At 37.4% G+C, this 21,032-nt stretch carries 17 protein-coding genes; 6 read left to right on the forward strand and 11 right to left on the reverse strand.

Features of this window, described 5'->3' with window-relative positions; genetic code table 11:
- Positions 1-21: 21 nt before the first annotated feature.
- The 3 genes from KVT27_RS16625 to KVT27_RS16635 all read right to left on the reverse strand — a co-directional run bounded on the left by KVT27_RS16625 (position 22) and on the right by KVT27_RS16635 (position 3,744).
- On the reverse strand, positions 22-978 hold the full coding sequence (locus KVT27_RS16625; protein WP_150906481.1) for an AAA family ATPase: 957 nt from the start codon (positions 976-978) through the stop codon (positions 22-24).
- A gap of 154 nt (positions 979-1,132) precedes the next feature.
- Positions 1,133-2,302: a M20 metallopeptidase family protein gene (locus KVT27_RS16630; protein ID WP_036223253.1), complete on the reverse strand. Its 1,170-nt coding sequence runs from the start codon at positions 2,300-2,302 to the stop codon at positions 1,133-1,135.
- Between the two features lie 29 nt (positions 2,303-2,331).
- Positions 2,332-3,744 carry a YfcC family protein gene (locus KVT27_RS16635; RefSeq protein ID WP_036121727.1) on the reverse strand — a complete coding sequence of 471 codons (1,413 nt, stop codon included), beginning with the start codon at positions 3,742-3,744 and terminating at the stop codon, positions 2,332-2,334.
- 576 nt (positions 3,745-4,320) lie between these two features.
- Here KVT27_RS16635 and helD point away from each other — a divergent pair.
- Positions 4,321-6,624 (forward strand): RNA polymerase recycling motor HelD, encoded by a 2,304-nt coding sequence (helD, locus tag KVT27_RS16640; RefSeq protein ID WP_036147882.1) that lies wholly within the window; start codon positions 4,321-4,323, stop codon positions 6,622-6,624.
- Positions 6,625-6,727: 103 nt separating this feature from the next.
- Here helD and KVT27_RS16645 read toward each other — a convergent pair whose 3' ends face one another.
- The 5 genes from KVT27_RS16645 to KVT27_RS16665 form a co-directional block, all read right to left on the reverse strand.
- The gene (locus KVT27_RS16645) at positions 6,728-7,483 is read right to left on the reverse strand and encodes an amino acid ABC transporter ATP-binding protein (protein WP_008180632.1); all 756 of its coding nucleotides are present in this window, start codon (positions 7,481-7,483) and stop codon (positions 6,728-6,730) included.
- A gap of 13 nt (positions 7,484-7,496) precedes the next feature.
- Positions 7,497-8,198: an amino acid ABC transporter permease gene (locus tag KVT27_RS16650; RefSeq protein WP_036121732.1), complete on the reverse strand. Its 702-nt coding sequence runs from the start codon at positions 8,196-8,198 to the stop codon at positions 7,497-7,499.
- A gap of 12 nt (positions 8,199-8,210) precedes the next feature.
- Positions 8,211-8,918, reverse strand: coding sequence for an amino acid ABC transporter permease (locus KVT27_RS16655; protein WP_036121735.1), 708 nt, complete (start codon positions 8,916-8,918; stop codon positions 8,211-8,213).
- Between the two features lie 84 nt (positions 8,919-9,002).
- The gene (locus KVT27_RS16660; RefSeq protein ID WP_036121738.1) at positions 9,003-9,866 is read right to left on the reverse strand and encodes a transporter substrate-binding domain-containing protein; all 864 of its coding nucleotides are present in this window, start codon (positions 9,864-9,866) and stop codon (positions 9,003-9,005) included.
- A gap of 28 nt (positions 9,867-9,894) precedes the next feature.
- Positions 9,895-11,064: an acyl-CoA dehydrogenase family protein gene (locus KVT27_RS16665; protein ID WP_036121740.1), complete on the reverse strand. Its 1,170-nt coding sequence runs from the start codon at positions 11,062-11,064 to the stop codon at positions 9,895-9,897.
- A gap of 269 nt (positions 11,065-11,333) precedes the next feature.
- Between KVT27_RS16665 and KVT27_RS16670 the strand changes: the two genes are divergently transcribed.
- Complete coding sequence (locus KVT27_RS16670) at positions 11,334-12,080, forward strand: hypothetical protein (RefSeq protein WP_036121743.1); 747 nt, start codon at positions 11,334-11,336, stop codon at positions 12,078-12,080.
- A gap of 96 nt (positions 12,081-12,176) precedes the next feature.
- Here KVT27_RS16670 and KVT27_RS16675 read toward each other — a convergent pair whose 3' ends face one another.
- Complete coding sequence (locus KVT27_RS16675; RefSeq protein ID WP_036121745.1) at positions 12,177-12,551, reverse strand: VOC family protein; 375 nt, start codon at positions 12,549-12,551, stop codon at positions 12,177-12,179.
- A gap of 206 nt (positions 12,552-12,757) precedes the next feature.
- Here KVT27_RS16675 and KVT27_RS16680 point away from each other — a divergent pair, with 206 nt between their 5' ends.
- Together KVT27_RS16680 and KVT27_RS16685 are read left to right on the forward strand one after the other, a co-directional pair.
- Positions 12,758-14,707: a HAMP domain-containing methyl-accepting chemotaxis protein gene (locus KVT27_RS16680; RefSeq protein WP_150906470.1), complete on the forward strand. Its 1,950-nt coding sequence runs from the start codon at positions 12,758-12,760 to the stop codon at positions 14,705-14,707.
- Positions 14,708-14,972: 265 nt separating this feature from the next.
- Positions 14,973-16,922 (forward strand): methyl-accepting chemotaxis protein, encoded by a 1,950-nt coding sequence (locus KVT27_RS16685; protein WP_217581636.1) that lies wholly within the window; start codon positions 14,973-14,975, stop codon positions 16,920-16,922.
- Positions 16,923-16,966: 44 nt separating this feature from the next.
- Here KVT27_RS16685 and KVT27_RS16690 read toward each other — a convergent pair whose 3' ends face one another.
- A complete protein-coding gene (locus KVT27_RS16690; protein ID WP_025116510.1) occupies positions 16,967-17,386 on the reverse strand; it encodes a VOC family protein in 420 nt (139 codons plus the stop codon).
- Positions 17,387-17,622: 236 nt separating this feature from the next.
- On the opposite strand from KVT27_RS16690, the gene guaC reads away from it, so the two are divergent.
- Positions 17,623-18,606 carry a GMP reductase gene (gene guaC / locus KVT27_RS16695; protein WP_036121753.1) on the forward strand — a complete coding sequence of 328 codons (984 nt, stop codon included), beginning with the start codon at positions 17,623-17,625 and terminating at the stop codon, positions 18,604-18,606.
- A gap of 202 nt (positions 18,607-18,808) precedes the next feature.
- Positions 18,809-20,542 (forward strand): methyl-accepting chemotaxis protein, encoded by a 1,734-nt coding sequence (locus KVT27_RS16700; protein WP_217581637.1) that lies wholly within the window; start codon positions 18,809-18,811, stop codon positions 20,540-20,542.
- A gap of 57 nt (positions 20,543-20,599) precedes the next feature.
- On the opposite strand, the gene KVT27_RS16705 is transcribed toward KVT27_RS16700, so the two are convergent.
- Positions 20,600-20,824, reverse strand: a complete 225-nt coding sequence (locus tag KVT27_RS16705) for a hypothetical protein (protein WP_008177853.1) — start codon at positions 20,822-20,824, stop codon at positions 20,600-20,602.
- Positions 20,825-21,032 lie beyond the last annotated feature (208 nt).

Consider the following 21,032-nt stretch of genomic DNA (forward strand, 5'->3'; position numbering starts at 1 on the left):
TACACTTCCTTTCTTTACTGTTTATTTAGCAAATTGGTCGGCCTCACGGAAAAAGTAAAGCCTAGTTAATAAATCCCCATCTAATAAATGATAAATTTCACTTCCCCCTTGATCGCCACCATACTGGATTAGCATATGGAATTGCACTAAATAGACGACCTTTAATACAAAATCCTCTTCAAAGCCCAATTCCAATAAAAAATGACAAGCCCTCTGTGCCGATACATTTTCATGGCCAAAATAGCCAAATCGTTGTTGCAACGGTTTATACTTCTTACAAAATGGCTTACCCACATCATGGAATAATGCTGCTATTTGTAATGCCAGCTTATCACTTTCCGAATAGTATTCATTGATATAGGCAAAGACAAAATAAGTATGCTGACATAATAGGAATTGGTGATGTGGATTTTCTTGATTGAAATGATAAATCTCTTTAAAAAGTGGGATTGCTCGAAGTGTTTGAAAAAGCTCCTCATAATTGGGCTCACGTTGAATAAGCGAAATAAATTGTTGTTGGGAAATTGCATAGGGGCTAGATTCATGTACGATATGCACTTCATCAAACCCTTCTCCCGCCGTCGGAAATTCTAAATGCTTACTCATTTTTTCCATTACCACTAATGGTACATTTCTCTTCCGTTGTTGGTTTCTAGCTACACATATGGAATAGGGCGTGTCAAAATAATAGCATTCCTTCCTAACCGAGCTTGGCAATTTACGTAGTGCAAATATCCTCCGCTCCCGTTCGATATTGGTAGCATCTACAATGACCGTATAACCCTTTGCCACAAGGTCATTAAGACGCTCATATAATGTACGAAAGACCTGACGTGATTTCTGTTTTGTTGCGTCACCAAATAACTCCTGACGTATAGCGTCACTAGAAAGAACAACGGCATTTTCTCTTTTCGCAAGCTGCTTCACAAATGTACTTTTTCCACTTCCAGGTAATCCAACTGTGAAAATTACCTTCATCTCTTCTCACCTCCCTTCCAGTTTCTATATCGTATAAGATAAACAATCCTTTAGTGCTTTTCAATATATCCTTACAAGCAATTTAAAAGGCACGAGTCATGTACTAAATCGCACTCATGCCTTCTATATGAATTATTTTTAGCTTACTTCACCCTTATGGACATAGTGTTCGTGCAATATTTTCAAAGTAACGAACACCATAAATTAGAGCTTCTTCATCAATTTTAAAACGAGGATGGTGTAATGGGTACGCTTCTCCAAACTCTTCGTTATGTACCCCTATAAATTGCATCGATGAAGGAACAACTTCTGAAAAATCTGCGAAATCCTCAGTACCAAACATTGGTCCAGGTAACTCCTTCACACCTGTATCTCCCACAATCTCTCCCGCTATACGGCGAGATAACGCTGTTAACTCTTTATCATTTGTAACAGAGGGACATCCTAGCTCCCATTTAATTTCTACCTTTGCACCGTGCATGGAAGCAATACTTGTAGCTATCTTTTCTAAATGTTTTCGCGCATCTACACGAATCGTAGAATCTAGTGAACGAATCGTTCCACCAAGCTCTGCTGTATCTGCAATAATATTTAAGGCCGTTCCACAATGAAATTTTGCCACCGTTAAAACAGGCGCATGTGTACTTGGTACTTTACGTGACACAATTGTTTGCAGAGCTACAACTATTTCAGAACCAATAAGTAATGGATCTATAGCGACCTCTGGTGTAGACGCATGGCCGCCTCGACCGTAGATTTTAATTTCAAAATCATCGGCTGCTGCAGTAAATTTACCATCTTTCATAGCAAATTGTCCTACCTCATAATCAGGGCTCACATGTAGAGCAAAGGCATAATCGACATTTTCTACAATTCCTAGGGCTACTAGTTGAGCAGCTCCTCCAGGCGTCACCTCTTCAGCATGCTGAAAAACAAAACGAATTTCTCCACAAAAATCTGTCCCACGCTCAGCCAATGCTTTTGCTGCACCAAGTAGCATCGCTGGATGGGCATCATGACCACACGCATGCATGACTCCAGGATTGGTTGATTTAAAAAGTAAATCCGTTTCTTCTTCAATCGGCAATGCATCAATATCAGCTCGTAGTAAAATGGTATGCCCCTTATTTTCTGTTTTCGTCCCCTTTAAAAATGCGCATACACTCGTCTCTGTTAAACGCTTCACCTCTAAATGTGGAAAGGTTACTAGTTGATTATAAATATATCGGGCTGTCTCATGCTCCTGATGTGATAATTCTGGATACATATGCAAATGCTGACGCCATTTTATTACCTGTTGTTTTAAATCAATTGTTTCTACCAATCTAATCACTCCTACTATTTGATATATTATTAAAATGGTCCATAGTTTATGAGATGTGCAATGACTAATAAGACAATGGCTAAGCTTGTCTGTATAAGGAAATAAGGAAATACCCATCTAACCCATTTTGAAAATGGGATACCTGCGATTGCTAATCCTGCTAATAAAACCCCACTCGTTGGAATAACCATATTTGAAATACCATCACCAAATTGGAAAGCCAGCACTGCAGTTTGCCTAGTTACACCAATTAAATCTGCTAAGGGTGTCATAATCGGCATTGTTAACGCTGCTTGTCCACTTCCAGATGGTACTAAGAAATTTAAGCAAAGCTGCAGTAAAAACATCCCTACTGCATTGATAGAAGCTGGTAGAACACTTACGGCATTAGAAACAAAATGCAGAATAGTATCAATTAATCCTCCATTCGTCGTAATTACTAAAATGGTTTGGGCAAATCCAATGATTAGAGCTCCTTCTACCATATCTCGAGCTCCCATAATAAAACCTTCAGCCATTTTATTCGGTCCAATCTTACATATAATAGACATAATAATACTACTCAATAAAAAGATGCCGCCAATTTCACTTATATACCATTGGAACTTTATTACCCCTACAATTAATGCAACAAAATTAACTAATAGTACGAGTAATGCTAGTAAATGTCGTGTACTTATTTTAAAGTCCAGATCAATCTTTATGCTTTCCTCCGGATTAAACTTTCCATAAATCCCTTTCGATGGGTCGCTTTTCACTTTTTTAGCATGTCTATATATAAAAAGGACTGTCAAAATATAAAAAACGGCAAACACGACTATTCGATATGACATCCCTGAATACATTGGAAGCTCCGCAATTGTTTGAGCGACACCAATGTTAAAAGGGTTTGTAATGCCCGATGTAAAGCCCGTTGCTAATGTACCGAGCATAACGATTGCAAAGCCTGTCATTGCATCCATACCCAGTGCCATTGTTAAAGGGATAATGATGGCTATATATACTAGCGTATCCTCTGCAGAGCCAATTAATGTTCCTAAACTAGCAAATATTAATACGAGAATAGGGATTAATACGTACTCCTTTTTCCCAAACTTAGAGGCCATCACTTTAATAAACGAATCAATAGCACCCGTTTTTTGCATGATCCCTAAAGCTCCACCAAATAGAAAGACAAATAAAATGATGGGAGCACCCTCAAGCATCCCCAAATGCACACTATTAAATATTTCAAGGAAGCCAACAGGATTGGAGCTTATGTATTGAAAGGATTCTGGATCAACAACCATTCTCCCATTACTCTCAACTCTTTCATACTGTCCCGCTGGTAAAATATACGTTAATAGCGACATCACTAAAATAATAATAAACATTAATACAAATGCATTAATTCCCTTTATACGTGGTTCATCTTCTTTTTTTTCTTGATGCAGGTTTACCATAACCGTCTCCCCCTACTATTTATTATTCTTTAAACCGAGACATAGACAACATAGCAATTAGGCAAGTGATTATACCTCTATTTTTCCGTTACACGGAAAACTGTTCCGATTAACGGAAACTTTATACTCAAGAATAAAAAATAGAATATAAAATGTCAATATATTTTGATAATTCAAATAAATACATTTCTACTAAAAGGACACGTAATTAATACTCATTTCTATAAAAACAGGAATAATTCCGGACTTTTCTACATATAAAAAAGACTGCTCCACCTTTTCGTAGAGCAGTCTATGCATATCAATATTTTATTACCTTACACCATTATTGTATCATAAATTTACAAAAATTACTAGACTATACTTCTTGCTGAAGTAGATGTATGATAAATTTCCTGATTCAATCACCATACTAAATCTCCTTGAGATAATTACGTTTGAGGACTTTCGAGTTATTCAAAGGATCAGTGTTCAGCCATTGAAAAGGAATCACAATTACCTACATCCCACCATCTATATAGGTAAGGGTTCATGCCGAGCGAAGATAATAACTATGGAGAGGAATGTGAGTAGACATTGGAAAATCAACATGAGTGGATGGAAGAAAAGCAGCACCTTGAGCATTGTTTAAATATCATTGATGCCAAAATGAAGGAATTACTGCTTCAAGAAAAGGGCTTTAAAGAAAATGCTGTCGCCATTAAGAAAACTTTCTGGAACGATGTCAGAGTCAATTTAGATACTGCTGAGGATGTTGATGAAACATTTTTTGCTATTAAACAACAAGTAGAGCTACTTTCAGATTCAGAACTTGCACAGCAAAGGGCCATTCGAAATGTGAAGGTTTATGAACGTTTACAGCAGTCACCCTATTTTGCACGAATCGATTTTTTACAAAGTGAGCATTCTGAACCTCTAAAAATTTATATAGGTGTTGCCACACTTTTGGATGAGCAAGATGAAAACATCATCATTTATGACTGGCGTGCACCCATTTCCAGTATGTATTATGATTGCACTCCTGGTGAAGCTTCCTACGAAACTACAACGGAGGATATTCACGGTGAGATGCTGCTTAAACGGCAATTTATTATTAAAAATGGTCAGCTACAATCCATGTTTAATACCGGCTTAACCATTGGTGATGACTTATTGCTCGATATCCTTGCACAAAATGCAAACGAACATATTCGCAGTATCGTTGCCACCATTCAAGCGGAACAAAACAAAATTATTCGCCATATCCACTCACGTTACCTCATAGTAGAGGGTGTTGCGGGTAGTGGTAAAACGGCCGTTGCACTCCAACGAGTGGCTTATTTATTATACCGATATCGTAATGAAATGACAGCAGATCAAATTTTATTAATCACGCCTAACCAGCTTTTTAATCAATATGTCCATACTGTCCTACCTGATTTAGGTGAAGACAATATGCAACAACTAACGTTTATTGAATATGCTGAAAAACGTTTAGGTCGTCAGTTCCAATTAGAATACCCTTATGAGCAGCTTGAAGATCTATTAACAGAAAAAGATGAAGCTCAATATGTAACAAAATTAAATAGCATTTCATTTAAAGCAAGCCTGACTTACAAGCAATTGATCGACCAATATGTAAGTTATTTGTCGAACAAAGGCTTATTATTTAAAAATATTGTTTTTCGTGGAGAACGAATTATTACTGCACAGGAAATTACGGAATACTTTTATTCGTTCCCATCCTCCATGTCGATACCAAACCGCCTACAATTAGTGAAGGAATGGTTATTACAGCAATTAACGAAAATTGAAAGAGCTGAGCGTACGAAGGATTGGGTAGAAGAAGCAACTGAGCTATTAGACAAGGAAGACTACTCCAAGTCTTACAGTGAGCTCTTATATGAGGGACGCTATACAGAAAACTCATTTGATGATTTTGATCATGAACGCAAAAAATTAGCGCGCCAAATTGTAAAAAAGCATTTTAAACCTTTACGAAACTCTGTCAATCAATTAAGGTTCGTTCATATATTAGGTACCTATCGTCAACTCTTTGATATATCTAATACTCTCAATCAAGACTTTCAGCAGCTTGTCCCAGACAATTGGGAGGATATTTGCCAAAACACCCTTCCTAATTTAGCAAAACGATTAATTGCTTATGAAGATGCAGCCCCGTTTTTATATTTACAGGATAAAATTGAAGGTCAGCAAACAAATACAACAATTCGCCATGTACTAATTGATGAAGCACAAGATTATTCACCATTCCAACTAACCGTCTTACAGCAGTTATTCCCTAAAGCGCGTATGACAATTTTAGGCGATAGCCATCAAACCATACATCCGCATACCTTTGATAATCCTTCACTGCTTGACCCTCAATTGTATGGTGAGCAGGCCGAAAAGATGATTTTAACGAAAAGCTATCGTTCAACAAAGCAAATCATTCAGCTCACGGCTAAAATTTTAAATGATGGTAGTGAAGTAGAGGCGTTTAACCGAAATGGTCTAGAACCTTCGATTACAATATTGCCAAATGAGTTGGAGTTAAATAAACAAATTATTCAGAGCATCAACGACCTATCTCATAAATTTGAAACGATCGCTGTTATTTGTAAAACTGCAGCGGAATGCTCAGCAGTGTTTGAACAATTAAGCCATCACGTTGATATTCAACTTATTACACACAATACTAAGCAATTTAAAAAGGGGATATTATTACTTCCTGCTTATATGGCAAAGGGGATCGAATTTGACGCGGTCCTGATTTATAATGCATCAGCCGCCAACTATTCACGAGAAACAGAACGTAACTATTTCTATACAGCCTGTACGAGAGCTATGCATGAGTTACACATTTATTCCATCAATAAATTAACGTACTTCCTTCAATGATAGGGAAGTGTTGAATGCACGAAGTGATTTCCATTCAGGGCTACAAAGCTCCAGACGACACCCCTGTATACATGGAGCTTAGTCCGAATGGAAATGATCCTCGTTATATATAGAACGTATAGTCTTCTGGAATGACACGTTTTAAAAATTTCTTCGTCCGCTCTTCTTTCGGGCTAACAAAAATATCATGAGGACTACCTTCCTCTACGACAACTCCTCCATCCATGAAGATAACACGGTTTGCTACGTCCTTTGCAAAACCCATTTCATGCGTCACCACAAGCATTGTTGTCCCCTCAGCTGCAATATTTTTCATGACCTGTAGTACCTCGCCTACTAGTTCGGGGTCAAGTGCAGACGTTGGCTCATCGAATAAAATAATATCTGGATTCAACGCTACCGCCCTTGCAATCCCTACCCGTTGTTGCTGACCTCCCGATAACTGACTTGGATATGCGTCGTATTTTTCAGATAAGCCTACTTTATCAAGAGCCCTTTTGCCAATTTCCACTGCCTCTGTCTTAGGAACTTTTCGTCCAATAATTAGCCCTTCTGTGACATTTTCTAATGCCGTTTTATTCGTGAAAAGATTATAGTTTTGGAAGACAAATGCCACACGCTGGCGAATTGCATGTACGTCTTTTTTCTTTACATGTTGAAAATCCACTTCAATATCTCCAAATGTCGCATGTCCTTGATCCGCTTTCTCTAAAAAATTGATACAGCGTAATAATGTTGTTTTTCCTGAGCCACTAGGACCTAGAATAACGACTACATCACCTTGATCGATAGCTAAATCTACACCCTTTAAAATTTCATTTTCACCAAATGATTTATGAATATTTTTAATTTCTAACATGCTCATTCACCCCTTAGGCATTTGCCGCTTTGTATTTGCTTAAATATTTTTCATAACGCTTGAACAAGTATTCGACTGTGCTACATAAAATTAAATACACAATAAAGATATCCAGATAGGCTTCCACGTAATTGTAGCCGACATTTGCAGCTACCTTTGCCTTCAAGGTAATTTCAGGTAGAGACATTGCGTACCCTAAAGAAGTTGCTTTTATCAAATTGACTGTCGCTGTACAAATATTTGGAAGCGCAACAACTAATGCTTGTGGAATAATGATTCGGGTATACGCTTGGAATGTTGTCAAACCTACTGAGTATGCTGCCTCCAATTGTCCCTTTTCAATGGTACTTAATGCAGAACGAAATACCTCTATTAATATAGCTGTTGAACTGAATGCAAACACAATAAATGCATACCATATTGGATTGATTTTATATATATCATATGGAATTTGATATTTTTCAAAAATAATTCTTAACATAAGCGGAATACTACTATAAATAATAAAGATTTGTATAATAATTGGTGTTCCTCGCACAAAGGATACGTAGATCTTTGCTAAATGATGTATAACTGGAATTTTATTTATCCTCGTTAACGCCAGTAAAAATCCTAGTGGAAGCGCAATGAACAAAGCAACAACTGTGACAAGGAGTGCGATGGGAACACCTGATAGTGCAACGAAAAATGTTTCAAGTAAAAATTGATAATTCATGGTTACGCCTCCTTATGTTGTTTCTAAGGTCTTTTTACCCCTACCAAATATCTTTTCTAATATAGCAAATATCTTTTCAATAATAATAGATAATACCCAATAAATAATTGCCAAGGCGATATAAATCTCTAAGGCATGCGCATTAATATTACTAGCTATAATTAAATTGGCCTTCCCTACAATATCAATTAATCCAATTGTATAGGCCAAGGCACCCTCCTGTAATAAAGCAATCATGCCATTTCCAAAGTTCGGTAATGCAACGACAAGTGCCTGGGGGAAAATAATTCTTCGGTAGGCTTGTATGGGCGTTAACCCTACACTAACAGCCGCTTCAAACTGCCCTTTCGGAATGGCTAAATAAGCCGATCGCATCACCTCTGACATAATTGCTGCAAATTGTAATGTGAATGTTACTACCACGAAAATAGCTGTTTCAATGGAATGGAGATTGAGACCAAAGTTTTCAGCTAATGCGGGCACACCATAATAGACAAGAAATAATAAAACAATAGATGGTGTACATCGCATAATCGTCGTATACAGGTTCGCTAATCTTCGTAATAGCTTGACAGAAGAGAGCTTAGCTGCCGCTAGTAATAAGCCAAATATTGTGCCTAAGACTATAGAGGACCCTGCAACTAAAAACGTGATTTTTAAAAACGGTAATAAGACGGGGATCGCGCTCCAAATATAGGTCGCGTCAAAGTATTTATCCATTTCCTCACCAACTTTTATTTTATGAATAAAGACTGCTGAGCGTGCCAGCCTCAACAGTCCTAATAATGGTCAATATGCTTTAAATTAACGATTAACCGTTTCCAACACTTCAAATAAATCACGGCCATAGAATTTCGTGCTCAATTCGTTTGTTTTCTTCTGTTCTTTAATTTGAGCGATGGCTTTATCGTAAGCATCCGCAAATTCTTGTTCCTTTTTATTGAAAAGAGGCCATGTTTTAATCACAGAAAATTCATTATAGACTACTTCATCTTTTAAGTTATTATAGGGTCCATCTTCTGCAAGCACTTGCTGTTTAAATGGTCCTTCAATCATAACGCCACCATCGACACGTCCTTCATTTACCCACTGCACAACGTCAACTGTAAATGCGTCACCCGCTTGAAGCTTTACTTTATTGTCAGGGTTGGCCGTATTATATTCATCAATAATTGTGTATTGCGCATTATTAGCTGCAATAGGTGCCAACGAATAGCCCTTTTTCGCAAAATCAGCTAATGTCTTTATCCCTTCATCCTCTTTACGTAATACTAGGCCTGCACTACTTAACCCTAAAAATTCCTTTGGGAAAATAAATTTCTCTGTACGTTCCTGTGTAAAGAATGCGTTTTTCACCCCTACCTGATATTTCCCTTGCTCTACACCAATTAATAAATCATCACTTGTCGTTCCTACATATTCAAATTGATAGTCTGGTAATAATTCATCTACTAATTTCATTACCTCTACGTCATAACCTGTTGGATTTCCATTATCGTCTATATAACTAATAGGCTTTGAGGCCTGATCATAGGCAACTTTGACTGTACGAACTTCGCTACCTTCATCTGAATTCTTATCAGCTGATTCTCCAGAATTACAGCCCGCTAAAAGTGCGATGGAAGCTAATCCAATCGCGGCAAATTGAAATATCTTATTCTTCTTCATGTAACATTTCTCCTTATTATCCACATTATTATTGATGGTCATTTAATTTCTGCTGTTCGATAGCAGCCGTTGCTAATTTAATTATGGTCATATCATCCATTGGTGGGTTATGAAGCCCCGCACGTACGTTTCGATAATAGCGCTGTAGCGGATTTGACAATTGTAAGCTTTTCGCCCCGACTACACGCATCGACTTATCAACAATGTCAATTGCGATATTCGTTACGGTATGTTTAGCAACAGCCATTTCATTTGTTAAAATGGCGCGTCTTGCCGGATCATCGTATGCCTCAGCTACCCCATATAAGACAAAGCGTGCTTGATGAAGCTTTAACTCAATGTCTCCTAAAAGCTGTTGAACATTTGGTAATGTACTAATCGGGGCATTCAAGCTATTAGGCTGATGATGATTAGCGAAATGTACGGCATAGTCACGGGCAGCTTGTGCAATGCCTAAATATGTGGCCGGGATATGTAGAATCCAGCCATTTATTTTACCGCCACTAGCATGGCTCGGTAATTCGACTAAGTGATCTTTAGCCACAACGACATCATTTAATACGAGATCATGGCTGCTAGTACCTCGCATGGCAGACATTTCCCAATTTTCCTCAATGGATAATCCTATTGAATCTTTATGGATGAGGAAGAACCCAATTTGTTGCTTCTCTTCAATCCAAGCCGAAGTGAGAAAATAATCTAACACTGGCGAAGCTGTAGTAAAGATTTTGCGTCCATTTATGCGCCATCCATCTTTTATAGACACAGCATTTGTCCCTGGTCTCCCCCCACGTGTTGGGCTCCCAGTTGCTGCTTCACTTACAGCCCTATTAATCATGGCACCTTTCTTTATTTCCTCCGCGAATGCCGTTAATAAATCCTCCGTCCATAATTTTGTGTCATATATTTCGCCAACAACGCCTAATGTCCATCCGAGGGAGAGCGAGGCATTCTCGTCATAGCTTGCTAATGTTTCTTGTATAAGCACCATGTCATAGACTGATAGGCCCTCTCCTCCATATTGTTTCGGTAAAGTGAGTTGCGGATAACCAATTTGCTGGAGTAGTCGATGTGCTTCGAACGGGAAACGAGATTGTTCATCTACCTCAGCTGCCTCGGCCTTTATAGGACTTGAGATGGCTTCTAACTTATCTAACCAAAATCGTTGTTGCTCCGTTTTAACAAATAATTTCTTCAAAAAATCTCCTTCTTCCCAATATATATAAATCTTATATATTTACTAAGGATTAATAATAAAAAAAATCCCGCGCTACAAATTTGTAGTGAGATAACATGTGGTACTGAATTTTCTGATTCGTTGACATTTATATTACTTATCACCTTTAAAAATGTCAATGGGTGAAATTCAAGTTTTTTTGTCTGTTTAATATGGTTTAGACCTATTCGAATTTTTATGCACCAAGCTTTGTTTACAACATATGCTAAGACTATGAGAGAGGTGTATATATGACTAATAACATAAATTCTCCGCAAGGTACGGGCATCGCATCCCATTTAGCACCACAGGTTATTCAAACTAAATTTGGAGATATTAATGGGGATGGCTTCTTTGAAACTATTTTTTTAATGGGGACTCAAAGGCCTGGTAGCCCATTATGGGAAAACATAACCTTAACCATTTTTTATGGGCAAACAGGGCGAATTGAACAAATCCCACTAAAAGAAAATGTGGGCTATCACCCAACCATTTTTCTAGGAGATTTTACTGGTAATCATATTGAGGATATCATGGTTATTTCTGATACAGGAGGTAGCGGAGGAATTATTAACGGGGAAATATTCTCCTCTACGAATAATCAGGTGCATTCCATTTTTGACACAGAATCATTTAATACTAAGCTCCAATATACTGTCAATTATGCCAACAACTATAAGGCAGTTGTTCAAAGTAAGGCTCCTGCAAAAAAATATATACTTGATCTACAATATAAAGGCCCAGAATATTTAGCAGAAATCTATCATCCAGATGGGACATTAAAGCAACCGATTGAAGGCTGGGTTGACCCAATTAGCGGATTATACCCTGTTGATTATGATCGGGATGGGACCTATGAAATTTTAGCGTATCAAGAGATTGCGGGTAGGTACCATGCTGATGGCTTAGGATATGTGGAAAATATATTAAAATGGGATGGCCACGAATTTGTAGTAGATCGACAAACGGTTAGTATTTTCGGAGAAGATTTGCCATAGAGGGCTAACTCACATTTATATAAGAAGATATTAAACAGGAATCTGCTTATTTTCGCCTACTTCACGACAAAAATAAGCAGATTCATTCATTTATTATTATTTTTCAACTAATGCAAAGTAATTGTTTTCTGGATCAGCAAAATTAAAAACTCTACCCATTGGCATCATGACTAAATCGCCCACTTTAATGCCCTTTGCCTGAAAATCCTGATACATTTCTTCAATGTGGTCAGCGTAAAACATAATAGAGGGTGTTCCTAAATTTAATTCTGGCTGCATTTTAGCAATGATTTCTTTATTGTGTAGCACAAAGGATGTTTGAGCTTCCTTCGACGGTGCAATTTCAATCCAACGCATTCCCGCCTCTTCCTGCTCGTTTTTAATAATAAACCCTACTTTTTCTGTCCAAAATTTCACTGCAGCATCTTGGTCGTTAACATATAACATGACTTGTCCAATTTGATGAATCATGACTCTATTCCCTCCTCTTGTATGAATTTAGTATACAACAAATCAAAGCATTATATAGCTTCTAACAAATCTGTTTAGAGAAATTTCTAAAAATTGATAATAATATCTATTAGGGCTTACCTTTTACTTTATTTCTGTTAGAATGAGAATTATTTACCTTATAGGGAAAAGTATAGAATAAAAAATGTTATGTGAGGATAATACAAGTGAAACAACTAAGTGTAAGAAAAAAGCTTATTTTTTCGTTTTTAGCAATGCTTCTTATTCCAACACTGTTAATTGGAATAGTGTCGTACCAAAGCGCTGAAAAGCAAATTTCAGAAGAACAGCATGCTAGTGCAACTGAAAGCGTGCGCATACTTAATACCAATATTACGAACACGATTGAACCAAAATTGAAAGATGTGGAATATTTCTCAAAAAAGTTTAATCAATCTTATTTGCAGGAAAATAAAATTCCTGAGCTTAAATCCCTTCTACAGGAATATGTGAATATGCACCCTGAAGTTGACCTTATTTATATTGGTACTGCTGACGGGAAACTACTGGATGAACCTGTCCAAGTGTATGCGGATGACTTTGACCCTCGTACAAGACCTTGGTATAAGCAGGCTTTAGAAAATAATGGCCAAGTCTCAATTACCGCACCTTATGTTTCAAAATCTACAGACGATATTGTCATTACCATCACTCAAGCTCTACCAGATGGTTCAGGTGTAATAGGAATAGATTTAAATATTTCTACATTAAGTGACATTACGAATGAAATACGCATCGGCGAAACGGGCTATGCCTCTCTTTTAGATAACAATAAAATCTATATTGCTCAGCCTGATACGGAAAGTGGTACTGAGGCAACAGAAAACTATATCGCGAAAGTTTATGAACAAGAAAACGGGACGATTATTGAAAGAGATCGTCATTTACAGTTTGTTACTAATGAGCTTACAGGTTGGAAGGTTATTGGAACAATGTTTACCACAGAAGCAGCAAAAGCAGCTGCCTCCACATTAAATATCAACTTAATAATCATTGTTGTCTCAATTGTAGTTGGTGTGATTTTCATGCTCTTTATGATTAAATCTGTTGTTAATCCAATTAATAAGCTGAAACATAGCGCATTAAAAATTAGTGAAGGCGATTTAACTGAGTTTATAGACATTCATTCCAAGGATGAAATTGGACAACTTGGTGAAGCCTTTATCTCTATGAAGGTGAGCTTGAAAAAATTGATTCGCAACGTGGACCAAAGCTCACAGCATGTACAAACATCCGCTCAAGATTTATCTGCAAATGCTGAGCAAAATATTGCTGCCTCTGAGCAGGTTGCTGACGCCGTACAACAGATGGCTATCAGTACAGAGAAACAAACTACTGCTATTGACCAAAATGCGATTTCCGTGGAGGAAATTGCTAAAGGGGTTGTGGAAGTTGCAGATAGCTCTATGCAGGTATCTGATCTTTCTAGCCATGCTATCCAATTGGCAGAGGAAGGCGGGCAAGCTGTCGAACAAACCGTTAGGCAGATGAATTCGATTCATGAGTCTGTTACACAATCAGATATAATGATTAAGACACTTTATGATCGCACAAAAGAAATTGGCTCTATTTTGGAAATGATTAGTGCGATTTCCGACCAAACAAATTTACTTGCGCTGAATGCGGCTATAGAGGCAGCAAGAGCAGGAGAGCATGGAAAAGGCTTTGCCGTAGTGGCTGATGAAGTTCGAAAATTAGCAGAGCAATCACATCACTCAGCAGACCAAATTTCTGCACTCATTACGACGATTCAACAAGATACCGCTAAATCTGTACAAACAATGGTAAAAGCATCTTCAGATGTCCAAGATGGCTTACAACTAACGGAGGAAACGAATAAAAAATTCGCGAATATTATTGCAAGCCTTCGAAACATCGCACCAAAAATGGAGGATATTTCGGCTTCTGCTCAAGAAATGTCAGCAGTCGTGGAGGAAGTCTCTGCTACAGCCATTGAACTATCAGACCATGCTAAATTAAATGCAGCAACTACAGAGGAAGTTGCAGCTTCAACTGAACAAACTTTATCCTCCATGCAGGACATAGCTTCTGCTGCTAAAACGTTACTTGATATGGCTGATGAATTACAGGGTCATGTAAATCGTTTTCACTATTAAGGTACCTCATTTAAAAATCTGGGTTCAGCACTTCATGGAGCCCAGATTTTTCTTTTGTCTAAAACTACAAAATAGGACATTTTTCTTTAAATATCACCAAAACCTAACTTTATTTTCCAGATTTTTCAGAAAATTATGTTGATTATTCTCTCTTTTCCTCTTAGAATCAGATTACAACAAAGACTAATTCCATGTACAACCATTATTAGCCTTCGTTGTCCCATGATCTACAAACTAATCATGACATATTAAGGAGGAATACCCTATGAAACTACTTAGTTTAAGAAAGAAACTCATCTTTGCATTTTTAGTCATCCTTCTCGTTCCTGCACTTATGATCGGCTATACCTCCTTTAAAAGTACTAAAAGTCAAATTTTAAATGAGCAACAAGCAAGTGCTATGGAAAGTGTCAGAATGCTTAATACCAATATTACAAATATGATTGCGCCTAAAGTATATGATATTGAATATTTTGCAAAAAAGTTAAATCTATCTCATTTACAGCCAGAGAATCGTCAGGAATTGAATAACCTTTTCCAAGAATACGTTCATACACACCCTGAGGTAGAATTGCTTTATATAGGTACTGCAGATGGTGGCATGATTGATGCACCTGTCCATGAGTATGCTAGCGATTATGATCCGCGTGTTCGACCTTGGTATACGGAAGCGATTGAAAACAAGGGACATGCGTCAATCACTTCTCCTTATCTATCAAAATCTACAAATAATATCGTAGTGACCGTTATGCAAGCTCTCCCTGATGATTCAGGTGTTATTGCCTTAGATTTAAATATCTCTGTGCTAAGTGCACTAACAGATGATACACGTATTGGGAAAACTGGCTTTGCGGCCATACTGGATAGTAATCAGCTATATGTAGCACAAAGGGATAAAGAAAGTGGAACCGAAGCTACAGAAAAATATATATCCAAGGTTTATGAACAACAGGAAGGCATCATTATTGAAAAAAACCAACATTTACGCTTTGAGACAAACGAACTGACAGGATGGAAGGTTATCGGAACAATGTTTACCGTAGAGGCTACAGATGCTGCCTCAGCAACACTTAATATCACCCTACTAATCATTGCAGTTTCTATTATTGTTGGCATTATTTTTATGCTTGCTATGATTAAATCCATTGTTAGCCCTATTAAGCGATTACAGCAGAGCGCACTAAAAATAAGTGATGGGGATTTAACGGAATATATTGATATTCATACGAAGGATGAAATTGGACAGCTTGGTGAGGCATTTGTCTCCATGAAAGTAAACTTAAAAAAGCTCATTCGCAATGTTGATCAAAGCTCTCAGCATGTTCAAACTGCTGCACAAGGTCTTTCAGCAAATGCTGAGCAGAATATCGCTGCTTCTGAACAAGTGACAGAGGCAATGCAGCAAGTAGCTATAAGTACAGAAAAACAAACAACAGGAATCGATCAAAATGCCATTTCCATAGAGGAAATTGCAAAAGGAGTTGTAGAGGTAGCAGATAGTGCACTACAAGTCTCTGATCTATCCAGTCAGGCTATCCATTTAGCAGTGGAGGGTGGACAATCTGTCGAACAATCGGTGAATCAAATGGTATCCATCAATGAATCTGTAGCACAGTCTGATAGCATGATTAAATCACTATTCGATCGTACAAAAGAAATAGGCTCCATCATCGAGATTATTAGTAATATTTCAGACCAAACAAATCTTCTTGCATTGAATGCAGCGATTGAGGCAGCACGAGCTGGCGAAAATGGCAAAGGCTTTGCAGTTGTGGCAGATGAAGTACGTAAATTGGCAGAACAATCTCATCAATCAGCAGAGCAAATTGCCACGCTAATTACAGGCATTCAACAAGATACGGCTAAATCTGTTCAAACCATGATGAAGGCTTCTACAGATGTCCAAGAGGGCTTACAGCTGTCTGAGGACACAAAGAAGAAATTTATAAGTATTATTGAGAGCTTACGAAACATTGCTCCTAAAATGGAGGATATATCGGCTTCTGCTCAGGAAATGTCTGCTGTAGTGGAAGAGGTTTCGGCAACGGCCATTGAACTGTCGGATCATGCTAAACTCAATGCAGCAGCATCTGAAGAAGTAGCCGCTTCAACTGAACAAACATTGTCCTCGATGCAGGAAATCGCATCATCTTCTAAAGCATTACTCGATATGGCGGATGAATTACAGGGCTATGTCAATCGTTTTCATTACTAAAAATAAAGCACGGTGAATGATCACCGTGCTTTGAATTGTATTAATTATTCATTTACCTCATGGCTAAACTGCCACTCTACACCAAATTTATCTGTAAGGGAGCCGTAACATTTACTCCAAAAAGTTTCTTGAAGCTCCATAACAACTTTCCCACCATCTTTAAGCTTATCAAATGCTTTTCGCATCTGCTCTTCATCATCAGAAACAACTGCTAATGTAACGTTGTTTCCAACCGCATATGGTGAGCCTGGAAATGTATCTGAGAACATAATTCTACTACCGAATACGGAAAGTCGTGTATGCATAACAAGATCTTTTGCTTCCTCTGGTAATGGATAATCAGGGTTTTGTGGTGAATCCCCAAATGTCATAATTTCAGCCTTGTCCGTACTAAAAGCATCTTCGTAAAACGCTACAGCTTCTCGACAATTTCCGTTAAAAATTAAATATACCTCTACCGCCATTTCCAACACTCCCTTGACATTTTTTGAAACAATTATATTGTACATGGATTATAAATCATAACACAAACTAAAAGATAAATAATTCATCTATAACATAAGAAATATAGCCTTATCTTCAAATTTTTTATTTATTTTAGCAAAAGCTTTGACATTTCCTCAAAAATCATGTAAATTACCAAATGGCGAACAATTTAAAATAAATCTTTAAAAATATTCGTATTTTAGGAGTGTATATAATGGATAACGTATTTGACTATGAAGATATTCAACTAATTCCCGCAAAATGTATCGTAGAAAGCCGTTCAGAATGTGATACTTCCGTTACTTTAGGAGGACATACTTTTAAACTTCCTGTAGTACCTGCTAATATGCAAACAATTATAGATGAAACTCTTGCTAAGAAGCTTGCTGAAAACGGTTACTTTTATATCATGCACCGCTTCCAACCAGAAGCACGTATCAACTTTATTCAAGACATGCATGGCAGTGGTCTAATTGCTTCTATTAGCGTTGGTGTAAAAGAAGAAGAATATGTGTTTATTGAAGAATTAGCAGCTACAAATTTAGTACCTGATTTCATTACAATCGATATTGCACATGGTCATTCTAATGCTGTTATTCGTATGATTCAGCATATTAAAAAACACTTACCAAATAGCTTTGTTATTGCTGGTAACGTGGGAACACCAGAAGCTGTACGTGAGCTTGAAAACGCTGGGGCTGATGCGACAAAGGTTGGAATTGGACCAGGTAAAGTTTGTATTACTAAAATTAAAACAGGCTTTGGTACAGGTGGCTGGCAGTTAGCTGCACTTCGCTGGTGTGCAAAAGCTGCTACAAAGCCAATTATTGCTGATGGTGGTATTCGTACACACGGTGATATTGCTAAGTCTGTACGTTTTGGCGCTTCAATGGTGATGATCGGTTCTTTATTCGCGGGTCACGAAGAGTCACCTGGTCAAACAATCGAAGTCGATGGTAAAAAGGTAAAAGAATACTTCGGCTCTGCTTCAGAATTCCAAAAAGGCGAACGTAAAAACGTCGAAGGAAAGAAAATGTATGTTGAGCATAAAGGAAGCATTAAAGATACATTAATTGAAATGCAGCAAGACTTACAATCTTCTATTTCTTATGCAGGTGGCACAAAGCTAGATGCTATTCGAAATGTTGATTATGTAATCGTGAAAAACTCTATCTTCAATGGAGATAAAGTGTACTAATACGTTATAACCTCACTTCAGGATAGAACAATCTGAAGTGGGGTTTTTTTGATCATTTCATTACCCCATTTCTTTATAAACACCGTGCCTACAATACAAAACAAAATATTCTATTTATTATCAGAATTTTCTATTTTATTAGATAATTTTATATTATACTATAAATATACTGTATTACTTTGGAGGAACGGAGGTCTTTTCTATGATTAAATCAGTGCGTAATAAGTTGGTCGCTTTAGCTATTATTGTTATTCTCATATCTACAGTGCTGGTTGGAACAGTGAATTATTTTGTAGCAAAAGGCGAGATGGATCAGGTAGGTAGACAAAGTCTTAAGAATGGCACTCTAGGTATACTTGAATTAATTGCACAATTAGATGGCCAGGTTCAAAATGGAAAATTAACGTTAGAAGAAGCACAGGAAAGTGCCAGAACACAGATTGTTGGGAATAAAATTGAAGATCAAAGGCGATCTATCGATAACCCTGTAAAATACGGTGATAATTTTTATTTCTATGCCTTTAAGGATAATGGTATGGTTGAAACTCACCCCTCTCTTGAAGGTCAAAATATATCCGATTTACAAACGAGTGATGGACGTTATTTTGTAAAGGAAATGATTGAAACGGCACAAGCAGGTGGCGGATATGTGCGGTATGACTGGGCACTACCCTCCAATCCAGATATTGTTGCTCCAAAAATTACTTATGTTGAAATGGACAAGCATTGGGGATGGATCATCGCGGCTGGTACATATGAAATGGATTTTAATGCAGGCACTAAAAATGTTTTAGTTTACACACTTGGTACAACCATGCTAGCTACTATAATTGGTGTCGTGCTTTTTTGGTTCTTCTCTGGACAGATGACCGCCTACATACGAAAAATTATGGTGATCACATCGGATATTGCGCAAGGTAAGCTCGCGGGAGAGGACATCCCCGTTACGACAAAGGATGAGCTTGGCACACTAGCGAAGAATGTCAATGATATGAAGCAAAGCTTGCATGAGATGGTCAACAATACAAAGGACAGTGCCTCCCAAATGAGAGTTTCTTCAGAAATGCTTAGTGCGATTACAGAGGAAACGACCGCCTCAGCTGATGAAATCCATCAAGCTATCAACGACATTTCTAAAGGGGCTGTTGTGCAAGCAGAGGAGGCTGAAATGGCTAGTAGTAAAGTGGAAACACTATCATCTCTGATTTCCAATGCTACAAGTAAATATAATGACATTACCGAAAATATGAATACTATTAATCAATCACAAGAAAATGGTAGACAAAAAGTAGATCTATTACTGCAAAATTCTCATGAATTCACGCAAGTAATCGAAGAGTTAAGAACTAATTTTTCAAGTTTAACAAGCCAGATGAAAGAAATTCATCAAGTCGTACAAACAATAACTTCCATTTCAGAGCAAACAAATTTATTAGCGCTAAATGCAAGTATCGAAGCAGCTCGTGCAGGTGAACATGGTAAAGGATTTGCTGTAGTAGCAGAAGAAGTACGAAATTTATCAGAGGATACAAATGAAGCTACTAATCGCGTTAAAAATCTATTACAGCGCATTGAGATAGATACGGTCAATTCAGATACAAAAATGATACACACTCTTCAGCTTTCACAAAGTCAGGCAATGTCGATTACAGAAGTAAAAGGAGCTTTTACTTTCCTAGCCGATTCTATTCAAGACATAACCGAGCACCTTGTTTCTCTTAATGAGGGTATGAGTGAAATGGCAGAAAATCGTGTAGTGGTCATTCATGCTATTAACGAAATAGCAAGCGTGGCCACAGAATCTGCTGCTGCAACAGAGCAAATTAATGCATCCATTGATGAACAAAAGTCAGCCGTTACGTCTATCATGCACTCCTCACAGGAGCTGCATACAGAGGCAGAGCGCATGTATGAATTAGTAGAACGCTTTACATGACATGTGACATCCTATAAAAAAGAATGCTACGAATTGGTCGTAGCATTCTTCTTTTCATTATAGTTTGTTAATAACTGCGTGGATTGTTTCCTTTAGTTCTGCATCATAGCTAGAAAGATCTACAAGGTTACCTACACGCTCACGTAATACTGGGCGTTCAATTACTAGCTTCTCATCAAGTACTTGAACAAGTAGTTCGATAATAAGACGATCGCGAACAACTAACGCTTCTTCTAAACGCTCTGGTGTAATTTTCGCATCTGTTTTTGCTGATTTTGCCATTTCAAAAACCCCTTTTAAATTTTATATTCATGCACATCTATTTTAGCATACCACTAAATTATTTTAAAAACTTTCTTTCGCAAAAAATACCAAAACTTTACAATTTATAAAAGAAAGATTTACGACAATTTGTTATATTTATATCATAATACACTCGTATTTTGCCATATGATAAATATGTTTAGGCTCACTATACAAATCAGATTGG

The organism is Lysinibacillus sp. GbtcB16, from assembly GCF_019091145.1.
GTDB lineage: Bacteria > Bacillota > Bacilli > Bacillales_A > Planococcaceae > Lysinibacillus > Lysinibacillus fusiformis.